This window comes from Halomonas sp. CSM-2 (assembly GCF_002119345.1).
In the GTDB taxonomy this organism is placed as follows: Bacteria; Pseudomonadota; Gammaproteobacteria; order Pseudomonadales; family Halomonadaceae; genus Vreelandella; species Vreelandella janggokensis.
In genome coordinates, this window is the sequence record NZ_NBYR01000001.1 from 24,415 (window position 1) to 44,633 (window position 20,219).

General features: G+C 57.7%; 19 protein-coding genes. 12 read left to right on the forward strand and 7 right to left on the reverse strand.

The genetic code is table 11. The features are described from left to right. Nucleotides 1–40: 40 nt before the first annotated feature. Both coaD and B7L15_RS00135 read right to left on the reverse strand, forming a co-directional pair. The gene (gene coaD, locus B7L15_RS00130) at nt 41–535 is read right to left on the reverse strand and encodes a pantetheine-phosphate adenylyltransferase (RefSeq protein WP_085917040.1); all 495 of its coding nucleotides are present in this window, start codon (nt 533–535) and stop codon (nt 41–43) included. After that, nucleotides 532–2,418 carry a beta-ketoacyl synthase gene (locus B7L15_RS00135; protein WP_085917274.1) on the reverse strand — a complete coding sequence of 629 codons (1,887 nt, stop codon included), beginning with the start codon at nt 2,416–2,418 and terminating at the stop codon, nt 532–534. Before B7L15_RS00135 ends, coaD begins: the two co-directional genes overlap by 4 nt. Before the next feature lie 317 nt (nt 2,419–2,735). Between B7L15_RS00135 and trmB the strand changes: the two genes are divergently transcribed. From trmB to B7L15_RS00165, 6 genes are all read left to right on the forward strand, one after another. Beyond that, nucleotides 2,736–3,401 (forward strand): tRNA (guanine(46)-N(7))-methyltransferase TrmB, encoded by a 666-nt coding sequence (trmB, locus tag B7L15_RS00140; protein WP_085917041.1) that lies wholly within the window; start codon nt 2,736–2,738, stop codon nt 3,399–3,401. Further along, on the forward strand, nt 3,398–3,727 hold the full coding sequence (locus B7L15_RS00145; RefSeq protein ID WP_085917042.1) for a DMT family transporter: 330 nt from the start codon (nt 3,398–3,400) through the stop codon (nt 3,725–3,727). Before trmB ends, B7L15_RS00145 begins: the two co-directional genes overlap by 4 nt. 10 nt (nt 3,728–3,737) lie before the next feature. Continuing rightward, nucleotides 3,738–5,207: a D-alanyl-D-alanine carboxypeptidase/D-alanyl-D-alanine endopeptidase gene (gene dacB / locus B7L15_RS00150; RefSeq protein WP_085917043.1), complete on the forward strand. Its 1,470-nt coding sequence runs from the start codon at nt 3,738–3,740 to the stop codon at nt 5,205–5,207. 24 nt (nt 5,208–5,231) lie between these two features. Continuing rightward, nucleotides 5,232–5,603 (forward strand): diacylglycerol kinase, encoded by a 372-nt coding sequence (locus B7L15_RS00155; protein ID WP_085917044.1) that lies wholly within the window; start codon nt 5,232–5,234, stop codon nt 5,601–5,603. Between the two features lie 32 nt (nt 5,604–5,635). Continuing rightward, complete coding sequence (gene glnE, locus B7L15_RS00160; RefSeq protein ID WP_085917045.1) at nt 5,636–8,590, forward strand: bifunctional [glutamate--ammonia ligase]-adenylyl-L-tyrosine phosphorylase/[glutamate--ammonia-ligase] adenylyltransferase; 2,955 nt, start codon at nt 5,636–5,638, stop codon at nt 8,588–8,590. A gap of 62 nt (nt 8,591–8,652) precedes the next feature. Beyond that, a complete protein-coding gene (locus B7L15_RS00165) occupies nt 8,653–9,546 on the forward strand; it encodes an AEC family transporter (protein ID WP_085917046.1) in 894 nt (297 codons plus the stop codon). A 38-nt stretch (nt 9,547–9,584) separates the two neighbouring features. Here the strand turns inward: B7L15_RS00165 and B7L15_RS00170 are convergent, their stop codons facing one another. Continuing rightward, on the reverse strand, nt 9,585–9,959 hold the full coding sequence (locus B7L15_RS00170) for a hypothetical protein (protein WP_085917047.1): 375 nt from the start codon (nt 9,957–9,959) through the stop codon (nt 9,585–9,587). A gap of 161 nt (nt 9,960–10,120) precedes the next feature. On the opposite strand from B7L15_RS00170, the gene B7L15_RS00175 reads away from it, so the two are divergent. Further along, nucleotides 10,121–11,746: a BCCT family transporter gene (locus B7L15_RS00175; protein WP_085917048.1), complete on the forward strand. Its 1,626-nt coding sequence runs from the start codon at nt 10,121–10,123 to the stop codon at nt 11,744–11,746. 26 nt (nt 11,747–11,772) lie between these two features. Next, nucleotides 11,773–11,919, forward strand: coding sequence for a hypothetical protein (locus B7L15_RS19495; protein WP_176243600.1), 147 nt, complete (start codon nt 11,773–11,775; stop codon nt 11,917–11,919). Nucleotides 11,920–11,928: 9 nt separating this feature from the next. Here B7L15_RS19495 and B7L15_RS00180 read toward each other — a convergent pair whose 3' ends face one another. The 3 genes from B7L15_RS00180 to B7L15_RS00190 are packed head-to-tail and all read right to left on the reverse strand — an operon-like array spanning nt 11,929 to nt 14,693. Then, complete coding sequence (locus tag B7L15_RS00180; protein ID WP_085917049.1) at nt 11,929–13,194, reverse strand: GGDEF domain-containing protein; 1,266 nt, start codon at nt 13,192–13,194, stop codon at nt 11,929–11,931. Beyond that, nucleotides 13,187–13,918 carry a substrate-binding periplasmic protein gene (locus B7L15_RS00185; RefSeq protein WP_085917050.1) on the reverse strand — a complete coding sequence of 244 codons (732 nt, stop codon included), beginning with the start codon at nt 13,916–13,918 and terminating at the stop codon, nt 13,187–13,189. Before B7L15_RS00185 ends, B7L15_RS00180 begins: the two co-directional genes overlap by 8 nt. Continuing rightward, on the reverse strand, nt 13,908–14,693 hold the full coding sequence (locus B7L15_RS00190; protein ID WP_254902813.1) for a substrate-binding periplasmic protein: 786 nt from the start codon (nt 14,691–14,693) through the stop codon (nt 13,908–13,910). The genes B7L15_RS00185 and B7L15_RS00190 overlap by 11 nt, the downstream gene beginning before the upstream one ends. Nucleotides 14,694–14,854: 161 nt before the next feature. Between B7L15_RS00190 and B7L15_RS00195 the strand changes: the two genes are divergently transcribed. From B7L15_RS00195 to B7L15_RS00210, 4 genes are all read left to right on the forward strand, one after another. Continuing rightward, nucleotides 14,855–16,204, forward strand: coding sequence for an MFS transporter (locus B7L15_RS00195; protein ID WP_085917052.1), 1,350 nt, complete (start codon nt 14,855–14,857; stop codon nt 16,202–16,204). A 66-nt stretch (nt 16,205–16,270) separates the two neighbouring features. After that, on the forward strand, nt 16,271–16,450 hold the full coding sequence (locus B7L15_RS00200) for a PLDc N-terminal domain-containing protein (protein ID WP_085917053.1): 180 nt from the start codon (nt 16,271–16,273) through the stop codon (nt 16,448–16,450). 446 nt (nt 16,451–16,896) lie between these two features. Further along, nucleotides 16,897–17,655, forward strand: a complete 759-nt coding sequence (locus tag B7L15_RS00205) for a winged helix-turn-helix domain-containing protein (protein WP_085917054.1) — start codon at nt 16,897–16,899, stop codon at nt 17,653–17,655. A gap of 13 nt (nt 17,656–17,668) precedes the next feature. Then, nucleotides 17,669–19,264 carry an ATP-binding protein gene (locus tag B7L15_RS00210; RefSeq protein ID WP_085917055.1) on the forward strand — a complete coding sequence of 532 codons (1,596 nt, stop codon included), beginning with the start codon at nt 17,669–17,671 and terminating at the stop codon, nt 19,262–19,264. On the opposite strand, the gene B7L15_RS00215 is transcribed toward B7L15_RS00210, so the two are convergent. Then, nucleotides 19,227–20,165, reverse strand: coding sequence for a LysR family transcriptional regulator (locus B7L15_RS00215; protein WP_085917056.1), 939 nt, complete (start codon nt 20,163–20,165; stop codon nt 19,227–19,229). The genes B7L15_RS00210 and B7L15_RS00215 overlap by 38 nt on opposite strands. Nucleotides 20,166–20,219: the final 54 nt, after the last annotated feature.

Consider the following 20,219-nt stretch of genomic DNA (forward strand, 5'->3'; position numbering starts at 1 on the left):
GTAATGCGATTACCCGAGTGTTTTGCTCAACATTAGCGTCTTAGCCATTGTAGTGCTTACGCAACGTCTCTGCGACCTTGGGATGAACCAGCGGTGATACATCGCCGCCAAGCTTGGCAATTTCCCGCACCATCGTGGAGGAGATATAGGAGTTTTCCACTGCTGGCGTGAGGAAAACGCTCTCAAGCTCCGGGTTCTGGGCGCGGTTCATGTTGGCGAGCTGAAGCTCGTACTCAAAGTCGGAGACGGCACGCAGTCCGCGCAGAATAATCGTTGCGCCCTGTTCGTGCATCATGCTGGTGAGCAGATTGGAAAAGCCGATGACGCCCACATTGGGTAACCCTGCACAGACCTCCTGAGCCAACTCGATGCGGGTGGCTAAATCCAGGGTTGGGTGTTTGCCGGGACTGGCGGCGATCGCAATTACCACCTTGTCGAACATGCGGGCGCCGCGCTCGATTAAATCGTAATGGCCGTGAGTGATGGGGTCGAAGGTGCCCGGGTAGACGGCGATATTGACGCGCTGATCCGTCATGACGTTGGCTCCTCATCATCCAGGCGGCCGAAGGGGTTATCGCTTTCCAGCGATACCGCGTGGTCATATCCGGGAATATGGATGCGATCCACCCGAATATCCAGTTCGGGTCCTTCAAGTACCGCTTCACCAAACTGATAGCGGGGTGCGTAATGGCCTTGGTCGGCATGCTCCAGATAGGCGGCGGCATTCTCACGAACGCTTTCGCGGCGTGTTTTCCAAGCCTGGATGGCAGCTGCGCCATGGCGCTGCGTTAACAGGCGTTCGGTCACCGCAGGAGACAGCACAACGCCGGTTGCGTTATTACCGCCGAATCCCTTGGCGTTGATGAGGGCGGCATCGGCGTTAAACGGCTGGGCAACTGACGAGAAGCGCAGGCGGTTGGCGTAAACATCGTCAGCCACGGCGTCCAGGGTGGGAATGCCGGGCAGTAATTGGTGGGCAAAGCTGCCCAGTGCGCTGACCAGTTGATCGCCGGCCGCGCTACCCTGGGAGTGGCCGATAAAGGCTTTGACCGCCACCACCGGCCAGTCGTCGATGCCGTTGGCGCGGGCGATCTCATCAAAGACGTGGGATTCGGTAAGGCGGTTTTTGGGTGTGCTGGTGCCATGAGCGTGCAGGAAGCTGCGTGACCTCAAGGCGTTGTCGCCCAGCATGTTGCGGATCAACGATGCTGACTTGCCAAGCGTAATATAGTTGCCAATACCGGGAGCTGAAATAGACCGTTTGTAGCCGTCGGCGTTGACGAATACCTCCGGCACGGCGCCTAGAATATCGGCGCCGACTTCAAGGGCCAAGGCATCGTCCATCAACAGCACAAACTGGCTGGCCTCGGCCATGGTAAAACCACAGTTGCGCGCAAAGGGGCGGCAGGCACGTTGGTAATCTGCATCGGTCAACAGCTCCAGCGTGTCGAGCGCCTTGAGGCTGGCATCATCGGCCAGGGCGCCCATGGCCCGGAAGCCTTCGATAATCTCGGGGGTGATCGGCGCATCGGCGGTGCCGACCATCACCACACGGCGTCGCCCGGCACGAATATCGTCGATACCCAGTCGCAGGTTGTAGAGAAAGCTCGCGCAGGCACCCAGCGCGGCGCCGGTGCCCCCAACGCTGCCCAGCACGTAGGCGTTCAAGAAGTCGGCGGGCATCTGGCCATAGCCTAACGGCATCTGCTTAGAGGTGGCGCGCTGTCCGCTGACCAGGCTCTTCAGCAGTCCTCCCCAGCCCAGTTCGTCTAGCTGACCGATCGAATTACCTGCATAAACGGCAATATGGTCCGGGTTCAACTGCTGGCGAAGGTGTTCCCACGAAAGGCCGCTGGCGCCCAGGCAATCACTGGCCCCAAACACTGACATCGCCAAGCCGCGAGGGTGATGTACGCTGCGGTAAAGGCTGGCGGGGTCGAAGCCGGTAGGCAATTGAGCCGCCGCGCGCACCTTTGGGGGCTGCGCATCGGGGAGCAGGGCATTCATCTCACCTGCGGGCACGCAGACTTCAACCGTACGCAGGTCGATATCCTGAACCTGCCAGCTGTAGGGTAGCTGTTCAGGCAGCTGTCGACGGCGCAGCCGAAAACGCAGCGGCTCAGCGAGTTGCATGCTCACATGGCGATTGGCTGGGAGCCCAGGCTCGCTGAAACGCGGGTCTTCATTGCGGCGAATCAGCGTGTGGTTCAGAACGTATTCGCGTAACGTATCAGCCGGGGCCTTGATGGGCTGTCCTGCGCTGTCGTGCCACCCCTGGGGAGACGGCGAAGCCAGGCGCATCAGTGCCGCCAGCCCCTCTATTGTCTGGCGTTGCTGGTCAGCAGAGAGGGCATCAAGCACGGTCCGGCGGAAGGCCTGATGGCCCGAGGTTCTGCCAGCGGGATTGATGCCGCCCATGCCGACAATCACCGGTAAGTGTGACAAGCCGGGTTCCTCGTGGTGCGGTGGTTTAAATAACAGTTATCGGCAATGCGTCACTGACAGTAACACCTGTTGCTTATAAGCAAAGAGTCTTACCCGCCGCTTTGCACTTAATAAATATGACAAAATGCGTATTGCTGCCAGTGATCATATCACCGGGCGAGCAGCGGCGTCATGCCGCAACCATGCTGGACTGGTAGAATCGCATTATTTACGCGATTTATTGTGCGCTGGTGCCCGGGTGCGGGTGACATGGCGCGATGGTCGACAGATCCTTTTACAAGAGAGTCAATATGCAGCAGCCTTCGAGGCCGGTGGTGACCAATCAGCCAGGCCCGCACCACGATTTGGCCCGCCGGGTCAGCCGTGGGCTCACTCATCCACTGCGTAAGCCGATTGCGAGGCATACCCAGGAAGCATTCGCCTCCGTAGCGCAGTGGTATGAGTGCCAGTCAGGTCCGTTGATACTCGATGCGGGTTGCGGCGTTGGGTTTTCGACCCGGCGGCTGGCGGAGCAGTTCCCTGATCATACGGTTATCGGTGTTGATCGCAGCGAGGACCGGCTCACCCGGGCTCATGGCGAGCTGCCCGCCAATGCCCGGCTGGTGCGCGCCGATCTGGTCGATTTCTGGCGGTTGGCGCACGAGGCCGGGTGGGCACCCGAACGGCACTATCTGCTTTACCCGAATCCTTACCCAAAGGCGTCGCATTTGAAAATGCGCTGGCATGGACATCCGGTCTTCCCCACACTGTTGGCGCTGGGAGGCTTGCTGGAAGTCCGCTCAAACTGGTCGCTGTATATTGAGGAGTTCGCCATGGCGGCCTGCCAGGTGACCGGTCAGCGGGCCGACGTCACTGAATGGGTGCCCAGCGGTGAATATTTAACACCGTTTGAGGCCAAGTATCATCAAAGCGGCCAAACACTATGGCGCTTGCGTGTGGCATTGGAGTCGACATGACATTTGTCTATTTGGTGCTGGCGATTATTGCCGAAGTGATTGCTACCAGCGCTTTAAAAGCGTCAATGGGATTTACCCGTCCGTTACCAAGCCTTCTGGTAGTCGGCGGTTATGGGATGGCATTCTATTTGTTGAGTCTGGTGCTGCGTAGCTTGCCAGTCGGGATCACCTACGCCATCTGGGCAGGGCTGGGGATCGTACTGGTCACGCTGGTGGGTATAGTGGTTTTCGGCGAAAAGCCGGATGTGCCCGCGGTCGTCGGTATTAGCCTGATCGTCGCCGGTGTGGTGACGTTGCAAGTATTTTCGAAAATGAGCGTGCATTAAGGAGAGGCGGATGTTGCGCGGTGGCTGGCAGCGTTTTAGTAGCAGTGATTGGGGATGGCGGTCAGCAGTGGGTGTGCTGAGCTTTTTGATCAGTTGCCCGTTGTGGGCTGATTTTAGCCGGGTAGGCCAGCTTCAGGATAAAGGGTTTGCTGTCAGCGCCGAGGCGCGTTTGCTGAATGCCGATGCGGCACCGCTGGCAAGCATTGAGCCGATGAGCCAGCTTTCCCCGGCATCGGTTACCAAGGCGTATCTGGCTGCTGCTGCGTTGGAGCGCTTTGGTCCCCAGCATCGGTTTACCAGTCAACTGGTCAGTTCCGGGCGTGTTCAAGACGGCGTTTTACGCGGGGATCTGATTTTCGAGGGCGGCGGTGACCCCGGTCTCACCACCGAAGATATCTGGCGTCTGGTGCAACGGTTGCAGCAAACAGGCGTGCGTCAGGTTGAGGGTGCTCTGGTTGTCAATCAGTGGCGCTTTGGCCCTGTTGACTGCATCACCACCGACCGCTGTGACGCGCTGACGCGTGTTGCCAATGCTTATAGCGCGCCGCTGTCGTCAGCGGGTGTGAATTTTGGTAGCTGGTGTGCCAATGTCGCTCCCGCGCCGGTGCCCGGCAACCCGGCGCGAATATCGCTATGCGACGGTCAGTCCTTGGGGACCACGATTGACAATCGGGTGGTCACCAAGCCCGATAACAGTGGCACCGAGATCAGCGCCGAAAGGATCACCAACGCCGACGGTGATATCTTTCGATTGAGCGGGCAAATATCAACGAATGCCCGGGCACGGGATGTTTATCGTGGTGCGGGAGATGCCGCTGAGGTCACCGCCGAGGTAGTGCTGGGCATGCTCCGGCAGGCAGGGATTAGCGTGCGTGATGGATGGCGCATCACCTCGATACGGCCGCCAGGTGATGCGCAGCGGCTTGCCGCGGTGGATAGCAAGCCGCTACAGGAATTGCTGTTGCGCATCATGAACTATTCAAATAATTACATGGCCGATGTGCTGGCCCTCAACCTGGTGGAGCCTCCCCAGGTACAGCTTCGCGAAGCGGGGCTGGCGTTGGAGCGTTATGCCGAGAGCCTGCCGGGGCACGGGCCGCTGACGCTATACAGCGGTAGCGGGCTGACCACCGAAAACCGTACATCGGCGCATGGTATCAATGTAATGCTGACCGAGATGTTCCATGAAAGTGCGCTATTTCCGAGTTTTATAGCGGCCTTTCAGTCACCCGCCAACGGCGTGATGCGTTTTATTCGGCGCGGTTCCGATACCTTTCAACACAATGTCATGTTAAAAACCGGTACGCTTAATCAGCCCTTCGCCGTGCGCGCTGCTGCCGGCTACTTTCGCACGGCTCAGGGGCGTTGGGGGGTATTCAGCGTGTTGGTCAACGGTAATGCCAGTACACCTTACCTGAACTGGTCGCAGGTGCTGGATCCGCTGACCAAAGATCTTGAAGCCATGATACTCGCCAATTGACGACTTTATTTTGAGGCAACCGCCATGAAACCAGGGCACACCGGCTTGACGCATTTGGCGCATTCAACGCGCTACTCATGGAAAGGATTGAAAGCGGCGTTCCGCAACGAAGCCGCGTTCCGTCAAGAGGTCACCATTACGGCCATTCTAATACCGTTTGCCTGGTGGATTGGCGAAGGCCCGGTGAGCTGGCTGTTGCTGATCGGCAGCTGTTTTTTCGTGTTGGTCGTTGAGTTGCTCAATAGCGCGATAGAAAACGTGGTGGACCGTATTGGCACCGAGCACCATGAACTTTCCGGGCGGGCCAAGGATATTGGCTCAGCGGCGGTGATGCTGTCGTTGATACTCGCCGGGCTGACCTGGGGCCTGTTAGGCTGGCTGAAATTCGTCGGCTAACGTAAGACTCACTCCAGGGCAGCGAGGTCATTATGCAACTCAATGAGGCGTTTTTACCGCTTGATATCTTACCCAAAGCGCTTCAGCCGGTGACGAAGCAAGCTTGGCAGCGGCTTTGTGAGGCGCTTTCCCAGGCGGACAACGTGGCTGACATGACCCAGCAACCACTGCCGTCTGCTGATTGGCCATCGCTGTCCGCTGAACGCCGCAAGGACCTGACCCGCGTTCTTTCAGTCTCGAGTTTTGCGCTCGATACGCTGATCCGTTATCCCGACTGGCTGGCGACGCTCGACAGTGGCGGTGAGTTGGATGCCACGCCGACAAGGGACGACCAAATCCAGCTGTTAGCCAGCGCGCTGGAAAATGCCGATGACGAAGACGCCATGCATCGGGCCATTCGCCGTTTCAGGCGCGCGCGTATGCTGGGTATCGTGTGGCGGGACCTCAATCGGCCGCCGGGCTACACCATGTGGGATACCGCCCATGCAGTCTCCCAACTGGCAGAGATCTGTCTTGAAGCGGCGCTTGGCTGGCTCGAACAGTTTTATGCACCGCGCTGGGGGCTGCCAGCCCCTACACGTGATGGCGAGCCGCAGCGACTAGTGGTGCTGGGTATGGGGAAACTGGGGGCCGGCGAGCTGAACCTGTCCTCGGATATTGACCTGATCTTTGCGTTTGCCGAAAACGGCGAAACCCAGGGCGGCCGCAAGCCGCTTGAGCATCAGGAGTATTTCACCAAGTTAGGCCAGAAGCTCATCGCGGCGCTGGATGCCATGACCGCCGATGGCTTTGCCTTCCGTGTTGACATGCGTCTTCGCCCGCTGGGCGACGGCGGGCCGCTGGTGGGCAGTTTTGCGATGCTTTCCAGCTATTATCAGGACCAGGGCCGCGAGTGGGAGCGGTATGCGATGCTAAAGGCGCGTCCTGTTGCGGGTGACCTGGACGCGGGTGAGGCGCTGCTGGCCGGGCTACGCCCCTTTGTGTACCGCAAGTATCTGGATTTTGGCGCCATCGAGTCGCTGCGCGAACTGAAAGCGATGATCAATCGCGAGGTGAAGCGTAAAGGCATGCAGCAAAACATCAAACTGGGGCCTGGCGGCATCCGCGAGGTCGAGTTTGTGGTGCAGGCATTTCAACTGATTCGCGGTGGGCGCGACACCGAACTTCAGGTGGCTTCCTTGCATACGGCGTTGACACGCTTGCCAGCGCTTGGGCTGTTACCTCAGGAAGTGGTGGATGATCTGTTGCCGGATTACGCCTTCCTGCGCGATATCGAGCACGTCCTGCAGGCCCTGGAAGACCGCCAAACGCAAACACTGCCCGGTGCGGAAACGGATCGTGAACGGGTCGCGTTTGCCATGGGGCATGATGATTGGCCGAGCCTTGTGCACCAGTTGGATGAAGTACGCGAACGTGTCCGTCAGCACTTCGACGCGGTGATTGCCGAGCCTGAAGACGAAGTGGAGAACGACAGCGATGAGCAAGCGCCGGGGCTTGAGCAGTGGCGGCTGCTTTGGCGTGGCGAGCTGGAGCAGGACGAAGCCCTGGAACGCCTGGGGGAGGCAGGGTTCAAGGCCCCTGACAAGACACTCACGCGACTGTCCCGTCTGTATCATTCGCGTCAGGTGCAAAGCATGCAGCGTATTGGCTTTGAGCGCCTGGATGCGTTGATGCCTCTGCTGCTGGATGCCCTGGCCGATAATGACACGCCGGATACGGCGCTTTCGCGTGTTCAGCCGCTGATCGAAGCGGTGCTGCGGCGAACGGCGTATCTGGCCCTGCTGCGTGAAAACCCCCATGCGCTTGAACATCTGATGCGTTTATGCGCGGCAAGCCCCTGGATCGCCGAGCAGCTGGCGCGCTACCCCATTCTGCTGGATGAGTTGCTGACCCCCGATACCCTCTATACGCCGGCCGATAAAGACCGTCTGGCGGATGAACTGCGCCAGACACTGAACCGGCTTCCCGAGGATGACGAAGAAGCCCAGATCGAAGCGCTACGGGTCTTCAAGCATGCCCAGATGCTCCACGTGGCAGCTTCGGATATCGTAGGCACTCGGCACTTGATGAAAGTGAGTGATTACTTAACTTATATCGCCGAGGTGATCCTGGATGCCGTGCTGGCGATGGCCTGGAAGCATCTCGCTGCCAAGCATGGCGTACCCAGCGGGTGTGATGCCCGCGAGCCCGCGTTCTTGATTGTGGGTTACGGCAAGCTAGGGGGAATCGAGCTTGGCTATGGGTCCGACCTGGATCTGGTGTTTCTCCACGATAGCGATGGACAGGGGACCACTGATGGCCCGCGGCCCATCGATACGCCGGTATTTTTTACCCGCTTGGGGCAGCGGGTTATTCATCTGCTCACGGCGGTAACCCCGGCGGGCAGCCTGTACGAGGTTGACATGCGGCTCAGGCCTTCGGGTAATTCCGGTCTATTGGTCACCTCGCTCGCCGCCTTTGCCGATTATCAGCGCCAGCACGCCTGGACCTGGGAACACCAGGCGCTGGTGCGAGCGCGCGTGGTGGCGGGTAACGCATCGTTGGCAGACAAGTTTGACCAGTTGCGCGGTGATATTCTGGGGCGCAGTCGGGATACGATCGCTTTGCGCGACGATGTGGTCAACATGCGTCAAAAAATGCGCGATCATCTTGCCACCAAAAGCGAGGGGGATACCTTCGACCTCAAGCATGACGCCGGGGGCATGGTGGATATCGAGTTCTTCTGTCAATACGCGGTGTTAGCACTTGCTAACCAGACGCCGTCGCTGCTGACCTATAGCGATAACATTCGTATTTTAGAGGCCCTGGCAGAGAGTGGGCACTTACCAGAGGAAGAGGCGGAACAGCTTCGCGAGGCGTATCTTGCATACCGGAGCGCGACCCACCGGGCCGCGCTGACCGGTGACAAAGCCGTGGGGCGTGCCGCTGATTACGAGGCCCATCGTCATGTCGTAACGGCATTGTGGCAGCGCTTTTTGGCGCCTTGAAGGCTGACAAGGACAGTGGATGAACACAGTACAGCAGGTAAGCAGAAGAGTAGAGGCGCGCGATGATCGGTAATATTATTGGCACCTTGCTGCCCGTTTTTCTGATTGCGGGAGCGGGTGCTGCCTATGGGCGCTTTCGCACGCCGGATATTCGCAGTTTGAATACCCTGAACATGGAGCTGTTCGTCCCGCTTCTGGTGTTCGCTGTACTGGCCGACCGGCAGGCACCACTGGCCGATTACGCCTGGCTGGCAAGTGCCGCCGTAGCCGTTGTGCTGGGCTCGGGGGTGGTGTTGTGGCCGGTTGCACGCTGGCTGGGTCTGGATATCAAAACCTTCCTACCTCCGATGATGTTCAACAATTCCGGCAACATGGGCGTGCCCTTGTTGGTCCTGGCATTTGGAGAGGAAGCGCTTCCGGCGGCGGTCGTGGTATTTATTATAGAAATGCTGCTGCATTTTTCGGTCGGCCTCTACATGCTTGATCCACGCACGTCGCTGTGGCGTTTGCTGCGCATGCCGATTGTCGCGGCGAGTCTGGCGGGTTTGGCCGTCAACGTTAGCGGAATGCCGTTGCCCGACTGGCTTTTAGAAGCAATGAACATGCTGGGTGGGGTATGCATTCCGCTGATGCTGTTTGCGCTCGGGGTGCGGCTGCTGGATATCGATTTCAGCGACTGGCGAACCGGCCTGCTCGGCGCCTTGCTGTGTCCTCTGTCGGGACTGGTCATTGCGCTACCGCTGATTGTGCTGCTGCCGCTTAATAGTCTTCAGGCGGCGGTATTGCTGGTGTTCGGCGCGCTACCGCCTGCCGTGTTGAATTACCTGGTTGCGGAGCAGTATCGACTGTCGCCGCACAAGGTGGCTTCCATCGTGTTGATAGGTAACCTGGGCAGCCTGGTGGTAATGCCGCTTACCCTGGCGGCGGCCTTTATCTGGCTTCATGCACCCCAATAAAGCCACCTGCCGTGGAAACGGGGGCATTCAAGCACTATCTAACTAACGCCATCGTCAGTTTTCTTGCCCGTTTCAGTTTTAATTTCATACTGTCCTTCGAGAACATCCTGATGGCGAGAGCCTGAAGAAGGTTCGGAATGGTTGCCGCCAATGTCCTGGGCCTGTTGGGCGCGCATCTGCTCCATGCGTTTTTTCATCTTGTGGCGGACAAAGGGCATCATGGCCCAACCCACCAACAGGAAAAAAAGACCCAGCACGACGCCGACAATCATTAACAGGCCAAATGCCAGCCAGGTAAAGAGCAGCTTCAAGCTACCCATGACGCCATTTGGTTGAGTCCGGGTTGCCCGGGCGCGCCACTGGTGGGCGGCCTGCCAGGCGGCATTGCGTTGATCACGATTCATGTGGGGCATGAAAGCCTCCCTCGTTTGGTGTCACTGCTTGGAACACACCGGTTGGGGAGAGTTCAGTCACCTGGCTGGACCATAAGTTAAAGTCGCGTTGCATGCAGAGCAAGGGCGCAGGTGTTACGCTCCTTTGCAGCGTAACGAGTTCATTTTAACAGGGTTGTTGTATGGCAAATCATGGAGGAAAGTCGGTGTTCATCGCATCGACACTGATCATTTTTGGCTTGGTGGTTGTCGGCGCATCTTTCCCGGAAAGTTTTGGCAGTGCCGCAGAGTCGGCACTCGCAACGATCACCGAGTTGTTCGGCTGGTTCTACCTATTTTCCGTGTTTGGCTTTGTGGTGTTTTTGTTTGGCCTGGCGCTCAGTAAATACGGAAAGGTGCGCCTGGGGCCTCAGGACAGTCGGCCCAACTATACCTTCTTTTCCTGGATCAGCATGCTGCTGGCCGCCGGATTCGGCGTAGGCCTGGTTTTCTACGGCATGGCCGAACCCATGTTTCATTACATTGACCCGCCCTACGGAGATGTGACCGCAGAAAGCGAAGCCTCGGCACGCTACGCGATCCAATACAGCTATTTCAACTGGGGGATTCACCAGTGGGCAGCGTTTTCCGTCGTCGGCTTGATCATTGCCTATTTCCAATTTCGTAAGGGCCAGGCGGGGCTGGTGTCCTCGGTTCTGTCATCGGTCACGGCGAAGCACCCAAGAATACGTCCTTACGCCTCCTGGCTGGACGTGTTTGCTGTCGTGGCCACGGTCATGGGGGTGGCGACTTCGCTAGGCCTTGGTGTGTTGCAGATGAATGGCGGGTTGAATGCCGTCTTTGGCCTGCCGGAAAACGGCTTTTGGCAGTTCGTCATCCTGTTCGTAATGTTTTGCGCTTATATGCTTTCCACTTGGTCAGGCCTTGATAAAGGCATCAAGCGTTTGTCCAATCTGAACATGATCCTGTGCATTGGCCTGATGCTTTATGTGTTGTTTACCGGCCCGACCGTCGCGATTCTCGAGACCATTACGGTCGGGATTGGCGATTATCTGCAAAACTTTATCGGTATGAGTTTGCGTACCGCGCCGTATAGCGATGAGAACTGGGCGAGCAGTTGGACCATTTTCTACTGGGCATGGGTTATCGCCTGGTCGCCTTTCGTGGGTACCTTTGTGGCCCGCGTGTCCAGGGGGCGTACGATCAAGGAGTATGTCTTTGGCGTGCTGTTGGTGCCGCCGCTACTGGCCTGCTTGTGGATTGGTGTATTCGGCGGCGCCGCGCTCAACATGGAAATTGTCGGTGAGAATATTGGTCTGGCGGCGGCGACCCAGGACAATATTACGGTGGCGTTATTTGAAATGTTCGAACTGATGCCGTTTTCCGGCGTGCTTTCACTCATTGCCATCATGCTGATTTTTGTTTTCCTGGTGACGTCCGCCGACTCGGCGTCTTACATCGTGGCGCAAATGACCGATAATGGTTCTATCAATCCGCCGCTTTACAAGCGGGTGTTGTGGGGTGTGCTGATCGCCGCGATCTGCTTTACCCTGATTTTGGCGGGCGGGCTGACCGGCCTGCAATCGGCAGCGGTGCTGTCCGCGCTGCCGTTTACCTTTATTCTCTATATGATGGTGATCGTGCTGGTGCGCGAACTGCGTGCCGACCGTAAAGCGATGCTTACCCAGCTCTACCGTCGCCACGGTGAAACGCCTGTGGGGGCCGATGCTTTTGAAGCGGAAGAGCTAGGCGAAGAAGAGCGTTTACGCCGTGCGCCCAACGTCGTCAATCGGCGTATCAATCACTGAAGGTGTCCCATGAAGGGTAACGACTGATGGTCAGGCAAACACGGCACGGAGCCACACGGCGGCAGTCCAAAGGGGCTGCCTTTGATCGCTGGCTGGACCATGCCGTGTGTGTCGCTGTCATAACGGCGCTGGTGATCGGGCTTGCCGCTGTCGTCGCACACTGGTGGCTGTGAGCCGGTCGTTCAAGCTGTCCGCGAACGGGTTTCGATGCGGTTTCGGCCCAGATGCTTGGCGTGATACAGGTGCTGGTCTGCCTGTGCCAGCAGTGCCGCTGCACTGAGCGTTGTCTGGGCTGATGTGCTGGCGACCCCCATGCTGGCGGTCAAGTGGGTATGCGTACTTGAGTAAGCGTGAGGAATGGCTAAAGACAGCACTGCCCGGCGTAAACGCTGGGCGACGTCAAGCGCGGCCGCTTCATCTTGATTGGGCAGGACGCAGACAAACTCTTCTCCGCCATAGCGTGCAAGCAGGTCATGGGCCGGGTCGATGCAGTTATTCAACACCTGTGCCACCGCGCGAAGCGTGTCATCTCCCATGGCGTGACCGTAATGGTCGTTAAATTCTTTAAAGTTATCGATATCGATAAAGATAACCGAGAAGGGTTGGGCACCTCGCTTGGCGCGCTTCCACTGCTGTTGATAAAACAGATCAAAATGCCGCCGGTTGGCGACACCGGTCAGTCCATCAATATGCGACAGGTGGTGGAGTTGGTCGCGTTGGTCCAACCCTTGTTGGAAGGCCTGCAGCAAGTGGTCAAGGCTGTCGACCAAATGCCCCAGCTCATCATGACGGTGGCCCCGCAACTGCGGTTTATCCCACTCGCCGGGGCGTTCAGGATCGGCATGCGCGATGGCGTCGTGGACCTTGAGCAGTGGTCGGGTAATAAAGTAATGGAAGAAGGCAATAATCAACAGGCTGAGTATAAAGGCTTCCAGCACGCTGGAGCCAACGACCGATATACTGCGATCAAGGAATTGTTGGGTAAGGCGCTGCTCATCAAGCCGAAGTTCGACCTCGCCCACCACGGCTTCGGGTAAGTCGACGGCCACGTAATAATTCAGCGGAATCTGGTAATGCAGCATATCGCCAAACAGCCGCTGGCTTAACCAACTCGATTCAACCGCCTCGGTGGGAGCAAACTCGGACAGGGGGCTGCCGAAATCGTCGCGGATGGCGACTTCGGCAATTTCGTTATCGCTGAATAACCCATAGGCGATCTGGTGAGCCAGGTCAGGGTTCAGTTGAAAAGCGGCTTCGGCGGCAGCGCCGCTGACGATAGCCAACTGCTGTTCAACACGCTGGGCAACATTCTGGCGCATCGACAAGGCGTGATTAAACAACTCTACACTGCCGGCAATAACGCTGATCAAGATAGCCAGCAATATGGTGAGCAGCGCTTGCTTGGACGTCAGGCTACCCGAGCGCAACGGTATGGAAGTTTTATTCATGGCGCGAAACTCCGCGCGCCTCGCCAAGGGGAGGAAGGTGGTGCTGTAGCCGCTTGATCAGATCCTTGGATACGCTGGGATGACAGGCAAGATAAAGCGGTGCGCGATAAAACGTAAACAGGTGCCGTAACGCCACGTTTTTCGCGTTGGCCAGAAACTCGCCGGTGGCTTTGCCGGTGACGATGACATCAACGAGTCCCGCGTCCAGGCGCGCCAGGTTTTCGCGTTCATTTGGTGCGCGCAGCACGTCGACTCCCTGAGCAGCGACATGATTACCCACCGCATCTTCGCGGAAGCTACCCACACGAAAGTGAGCCAGTTCTTGTATTGAACTCGCCTGGATATCCCGGCCAGCAAGGCTGAATGCTGCCCACTCGTTGATAGCCAGCGGCCCCGCCCAGCGAAAGAGCGCCTCGCGCTCAGTGGTGCGGGTGGTCGAGTAAACGCAGTGTTGCTCGCGCAGGCGTGCAGCCGTATACGCCCTTGCCCAGGGCAGCACCCGAAACTCCGCGTCAATATCTGCCGCCTGCAATGCCTCGCGCAGCACCTGGGTGGCACTACCCATGATCTGTCCTTGCTCGCTTGGGTAATTGAAGGGTGGGTAATCTTCGGTATTGATGATCAGCGGTGTCGCGCTGAGTGGCTGGCTCAGGGCCAGCAATAACGTAGCAAGCAAAGACCGCCAGCATGACGCGATGCGTTGTTGTATTGGGTTAGTTCGCATGATGGCCGGCCTCCCGGTCTTTTTGTCCAGCACGAACATTCTCCAGGGCCTTCTGCAGGCGATTAATCAGGCCTTGAGCCGTGGCCGGGTTGAAAGCAAAGTATAAATCCGATTCGCTTAACGTATGCACGGCAGTCAATCGACTGGCCTCAACGCCTTCCTGTGTGGCGATCCAGCGCGCCACTTCATCGCTGTAGGCCCATAAATTGACGCGCCCACGACGTAACATGTGCAAGGCGCTGCGGTTATCAATGGCCGGGCGGAGTAACTCGGCCGGGTAGTCGGCTTCTTGCAGCGCCTGAGCGCCAATATCTTCACGAATCACCGTGATGCTCAACCGCTTGTCAATTGCCTCTTCCAGCGACGCGAGCCGAGCGACCTGGTTATCCCAGGTCAACAGTACGACCCGGTCGCGTGCGATGGGGCCTACCCATTTGAAGTGTGCTTCTCGGGCAGGGGTGCGGGTGGTCGAAAATAACGCTGTATTGGGTGCACTTTGCGCCAACTCGTAGCCGCGTATCCAAGGGTAGTAGAGAATATCCTCACGCTTGAAAGGTGTGCCAGCCTGCTCAAGTATTGACTCAAGCAGCGTGATCGCTCGGCCTTCCAATTGGCCAGTCTGTGGGTCCTGATAATTATAGGGAGGGTATTCTTCGGTAACAAAGGTGAGCGATGTCAGGTCAGAAGACGAGCCGCCAGCGAGTGCCAGCGGTGCGAGAAGCAACAGCAGGCCTGCTAGCCAGCGCCCTACGATTGGCTTTCGACGACACCTCACTCCCCCGCTTCCTTCATGCATTAACGTCCCTGTTATTAGATGATCAATCAAACTTAGAGCAAGCTGCCGCGACTGTCACCTCTATTCTTCCAACGATAGGCGTGTCGCTTTTGTGCGCCAACCTGATACGCTTGGCACCTTGTTTGCTGGTGAGAGACATCATGGTGCACGCTCAACCTACCCAAGCTGCTTCAGGCTTCGCTTCGCGTCGTGAAATTTTTGGCTGGGCGATGTTCGATTTTGCCAACCAAGCCTATACCTTGCTGATTATCACTGTGGTTTTCGGTGAATTGTTTACCACCGTGATTGTGGGTGACCGCGGCGATAACTTTCGTCTTGCCAATCTGCTATGGAGTCTCGCCCTGGCTACCAGTTATTTGTTGGTAGTTGTCACCGCACCCTTATGCGGCGCAATCATGGATGAGCGGGCAGAAAAGAAACGCTTCCTGCTGTTCAGCTACCTGGCGACGGTTGCGACGACCGCTATGCTGTATTTTGTGGCGCCTGGCTATGTGGTCATCGGGCTCATACTCATCATCATTTCGAACTATGCCTACTCGATGGGTGAGTCATTTATCGCGGCCTTTCTGCCTTCGCTGGGTCCTCCCGAGGCATTGGGTAAGATCTCCGGGTTTGGCTGGGCGCTGGGCTATATCGGTGGGCTCTTTGCCGCGGGGTTCACGCTGGTGGTGTTGGGCGAAGCAAGCGCTGATAACTTCGAGCGCATTCGCTGGGTAGGTCCCTTCGCTGCTGGATTTTTCCTGGTGGCCGCCATACCCACCTTCATATGGCTGAAAGAGCGGGCAATGCCGCAACCGCATCGCGGATCCTACTGGCATACGGCGCGTCGGCGCGTCACGGCTACCTTTCATGACCTGAAGCATTTCAGGGATCTGTCGGTGTTTCTGGTATCGCTGCTGTTTTCGATGGCGGGGGTGTACATCATCATCGCCTTTGCCTTTATTTACGGCGCCCAGGTGATTGGTTGGGAAGCAAGCGTGCGCAATATCATGTTCATTATTGTGCAAATTACGGCGGCCGCCGGGGCGTTAGGATTTGGTTGGATTCAGGACCGGCTGGGTGCCAAGCGTACCTATCAGATTACTCTGGGGCTGTGGATCGCCGCCATTCTGGCTATCTGGCTGACCCCGCAGTTCACCGACTGGGTGAACCAGGTCACTGAATGGCAATGGCAACCCCAGTATGTCTTCTTGTTCGTGGGGTGTTTAGCCGGGCTGAGCCTGGGTTCCAGTCAATCGGCAAGCCGCGCGCTGGTCGGTTTATTCTCGCCAACGACCAAGTCAGCGGAGTTCTTTGGCTTTTGGGGGCTGGCCAACAAGCTGGCAGGTGTCATCGGGATTGTGCTGCTGGGAGGGTTGCAGGCCTTGGTCGGTCTCCAGGCATCTATCCTACTGTGCGCGGTATTGTTTGGCGTGGCGATGCTGGTTTGCGCAAGGGTAAATGAAGCGCGTGGTCGCCAGGCCGCCCTGAACTGGCAGGCATCCTCTTAGTCGCTTGTGTCAGCTGTAGCTATATGCTTAGCTGCACAGTCATGGATCCCAATACAAGGAGTTGATATGGGCATTGAAGTGGGTGGATTACTGGGGCTTATCTGGCTCGTCATCATCGTCTGGGCCATCATTAAGGTAGCGAAAAGCACTGCCGGTGGCCTGGCCAAGTTACTATGGATATTGGTGTTGCTGTTTTTTCCGCTGGTCGGGCTGATCGTGTGGTTGCTGCTGGGGCCGAAAGGATAGCGAAACGTTACTGGTGATGTAGATATGAATAAGGCAGGCCCTGAGCCTGCCTTATTAAGTCACTACTATAGATAAATGGCGATCAGCTTTGTTCTTCACCGGGAGGGGATTTGTAATGCCCAGGGATTTTAAGTTTCTCCCCGTTAGGCAAATCACGCACTTGGGTAGGAACGTAAACACGTTTGATGACACTTTTGGGTTTGTCACTTCCCATGACCGTCTCCTCCTGTCAGGTTGACGACAGCGTAGTCACTTACATTAGCTGTCGGTGTGGCAAGAATCAAGCGGCGGCTTTTGGGTAAAATGTTTAAGAAACGTGCATATTGCGTCAGCTGACAAGCGCTTGAGCACTTTTGAGGTATTCTGTAAATAAACATAAACAGCCTGCTTCTGTGTGGGGTAAGCAGGCGATAAGACACATAGCTTAAGTGGAGTTGACAACTAGGATGGTGGATCACTTAGAAGAACGGTTTCAGACGCTTGGAAGTCAAGAATCGCACAAGCCTGATTATCCCGACCAGGATCACGTGCTCATCATTGAGGATGATCAGCGCCTGGCTGAGCTGACCCGGGATTATCTGGAAGCCAACGGCTTTCAAGTCACGCTGGAGGCTGATGGGGCGAAGGGAGTGGATCGCATCCTGACCCTGCAGCCGGATCTGGTGATTCTTGATTTAATGCTGCCCGGGGAAGACGGCCTGGCGATCTGTCGTCGCGTGCGACCCAACTTTGCAGGTCCGATCATGATGTTGACGGCACGTACGGACGATCTGGATCAGGTATTGGGACTTGAAATGGGCGCGGATGACTATGTGCCCAAGCCTGTTCAGCCAAGGGTACTCCTGGCCCGCATGCGAGCGCTGTTGCGGCGTGCCGACGGGCCAGCCTCGGAAGGCGAAATACGTCTGCGCTTCGAGAATCTTGAAATCGATAATGCCACCCGTGAAGCCTGGCTGTCGGGGGAACGCATCGATTTGACCAGCGCCGAGTTCGACCTGCTTTGGTTGCTGGCGCGCAATGCCGGGCGTGTGCTCACCCGTGAAGAGATTTTTAATGATCTGCGTGGGATCAAATATGATGGGCAGGATCGTTCGATCGATGTGAGAGTGTCACGTATTCGTCCCAAGATTGGTGATGACCCCAACCAGCCCCACCGTATCAAGACGGTACGTAGTAAGGGCTACCTGTTTGTAAGAGACAGCTAAGAAGGACAGCTACATGCGGCGGGTGCTCAGCCACGGCTCGTTTTTACGCTTTTATCTGCTGCTGGGTGCCGCGCTGCTAATGGTGTTTTTAATTGCCCTGGGCGGGCGCGCCTTTATCGAGCAGGTTAGCCGCGAGGACTATCGCGAGGCATTAACGGCGCTGCCAATGTCATTAATGACGCAGCAACTCGCCGACAGCACGCCGCGCGAACGCCAGGCGAAGCTAGCGGGTTGGGCTGAGCAGCTCGATATGCAGTTGACACTTTTGCCGTTGGAAGATGCTTCCCTGAGCTATTTCGAGCGTGCCCGCCTGGAGCGGGGAAAAGTACTGGTGGCGACGTCTCCCTGGCGACTACAGCGCCGCCTCCCTGGCCAACCCTGGCTGTTACAGGCCGACTTCCCTTACTGGAGCGAGCGACAGTGGCACGCCACCATAGAGATACTCGGTGCGTGGCTGTCGCCGCTTGACGGTAACGAACGTCGTGAGCGGCTTGGTGCACTGGAGCAGGGTGGCTGGCCACTTTCGCTGACCGATCGCCCCCCTGCTGCGTTGAGTGATGCGCAGCGTCGCCAGCTCGATCGCGGCGAGGTCGTCACGCGTTTACGCGGTGAACAACTATCGATAAGCTTCGTCTATCAGCTGTCCGACGGCTCCCAATGGCTTGAAGTAGGGCCTGCAGCCGGGGGCTCCGTCCTGCCGTTGAACCTTCACCTGCCGTTATTGATGGCTCTGATGGTCGTGCTGGCGCTGATTATCTACCTGGTGATGCGCAGTATCGAATCACGCATGGCGCGTCTCGAGCTGGCGGCGACAAGGATTGCCAGTGGTCGCCTGGAAACCCGCGTCAAAGTCGAAAGCGGCGACTTTCTTGGGCGCCTGGGCATGGCGTTCAACGGGATGGCCAATCAGGTGCAGTCGCTGTTGCGTGGGCAGCAGGAGATGATTCGCGCCGTGTCACACGAGCTGCGAACGCCGGTAGCCCGTATCCGTTTTGCCGTGCAAATGGTCGAGGATATGACCGATCAGCCCGCGATACGACGCCAGCTTCAGGGTATCGATACCGATATTGCCGAGTTGGATGAGCTGATCGATGAAATTCTCACCTATGCCCGGCTGGGGGGCGAGACGGTCAACGGCGCCGAGCTGGAAACGTCGCTGGTGGAATGTCGGGCGATGGCCGAGCGGGTGATCGATTCGCTTTCGCCGCTTCATGAAGGCTTGTCGATAACGCTGGCGCCGGGGCCTGACGTCGAGCTCCTGGCGGAGCCTCGCTACCTGCAGCGCGCGCTGCAGAACCTGGTCAGTAATGCCTGCCGACATGGTCAGTCCAAGGTGGTGATTGGACTATGGGATGAGCCCCACCTGGTGCGTATTGACGTGGAGGATGATGGACCGGGGATTCCAGCCGATGCTCGGGCCGACGTGTTCAAACCCTTCGCCCGTCTGGACGATAGCCGTGCGCGCAGTTCGGGGGGCTACGGGCTGGGGTTGTCGATTGTGCAAAAAGTCATGGCAGGCCATGGCGGTAGCGTCACCGTGGATACCAGCCCTTCCCTGGGTGGCGCGCGCTTCACGCTACTGATTCCGCGTCGCGAGTCGCCGGTTTGATACCGTTGAGGACGGCAAACGACGTTTCCCGTGCGGTGCGTAAAAAATCCTGCATCCATGGCGCCTCCAGCGTTTCTTCCCGCACGGCGGCATACAGCGTGCTCCACACACCCTGCTCTCCAAGCTTCACGGCACTAACGTAGTCGCGTTCCAGGTACTCCGAGAGCGCCCAGTTAGGCAGCGCACAGACACCACGGCCGCTGGCGACAAGCTGCATCATCATGATCGTCAGCTCGGCGGTGCGGATTTCCCGGGGGCGCACATTGGCGGGTGTTAAAAACTGGCTAAAGACGTCAAGTCGTGACTGCTCGACCGGGTAGGTGATCAGGGTTTCATCGGCCAGTGCCTCGGGCGTCACGAAGCTCTGACCGGCAAGTGGATGTTGCCTGGCAACCGCGAGCAATCCTTCATAGCGGAACAGCGGCGCGTAGTGCACCCCCTCGATGGGCTGCGGATCAGCCGTGATCACCAGATCGAGCTGTTCGCGCGCCAGCGCGGGCAGCGGGTCAAAGTGGTGGCCGCTGGGTATGTCGATCTCGACCTCGGGCCAGTGATCGCGAAAGTAGTCCACCGTGGGCATCAGCCACTGGAAGCAGCTGTGGCACTCAATGGCCATGTGCAGTCTCCCCATTTCGGTTCCGGCCATGCGTGCCAGGTCGCGCTCGGCCTTGCGCACTTCGGGCAGAACCTCATCAGCGAGTGCCAGTAAACGCAGTCCGGCGCGGGTGAATTCAACCGGCCGGGTCTTGCGCATGAACAGTGGGCTATCCACCCGGCTTTCAAGGTCTTTCAACTGATGTGACAGCGCAGATTGGGTGAGATGGACCCGCTCGGCCGCCTCTACCAGAGACCCTGTCTCACGCAGCGCCAGCAGGGTGCGCAAGTGGCGTAATTCAATCATGATGAAGGTTTTTCATATTTAATATTAAAAACTTTAGTTTGATTCACTTTCTGT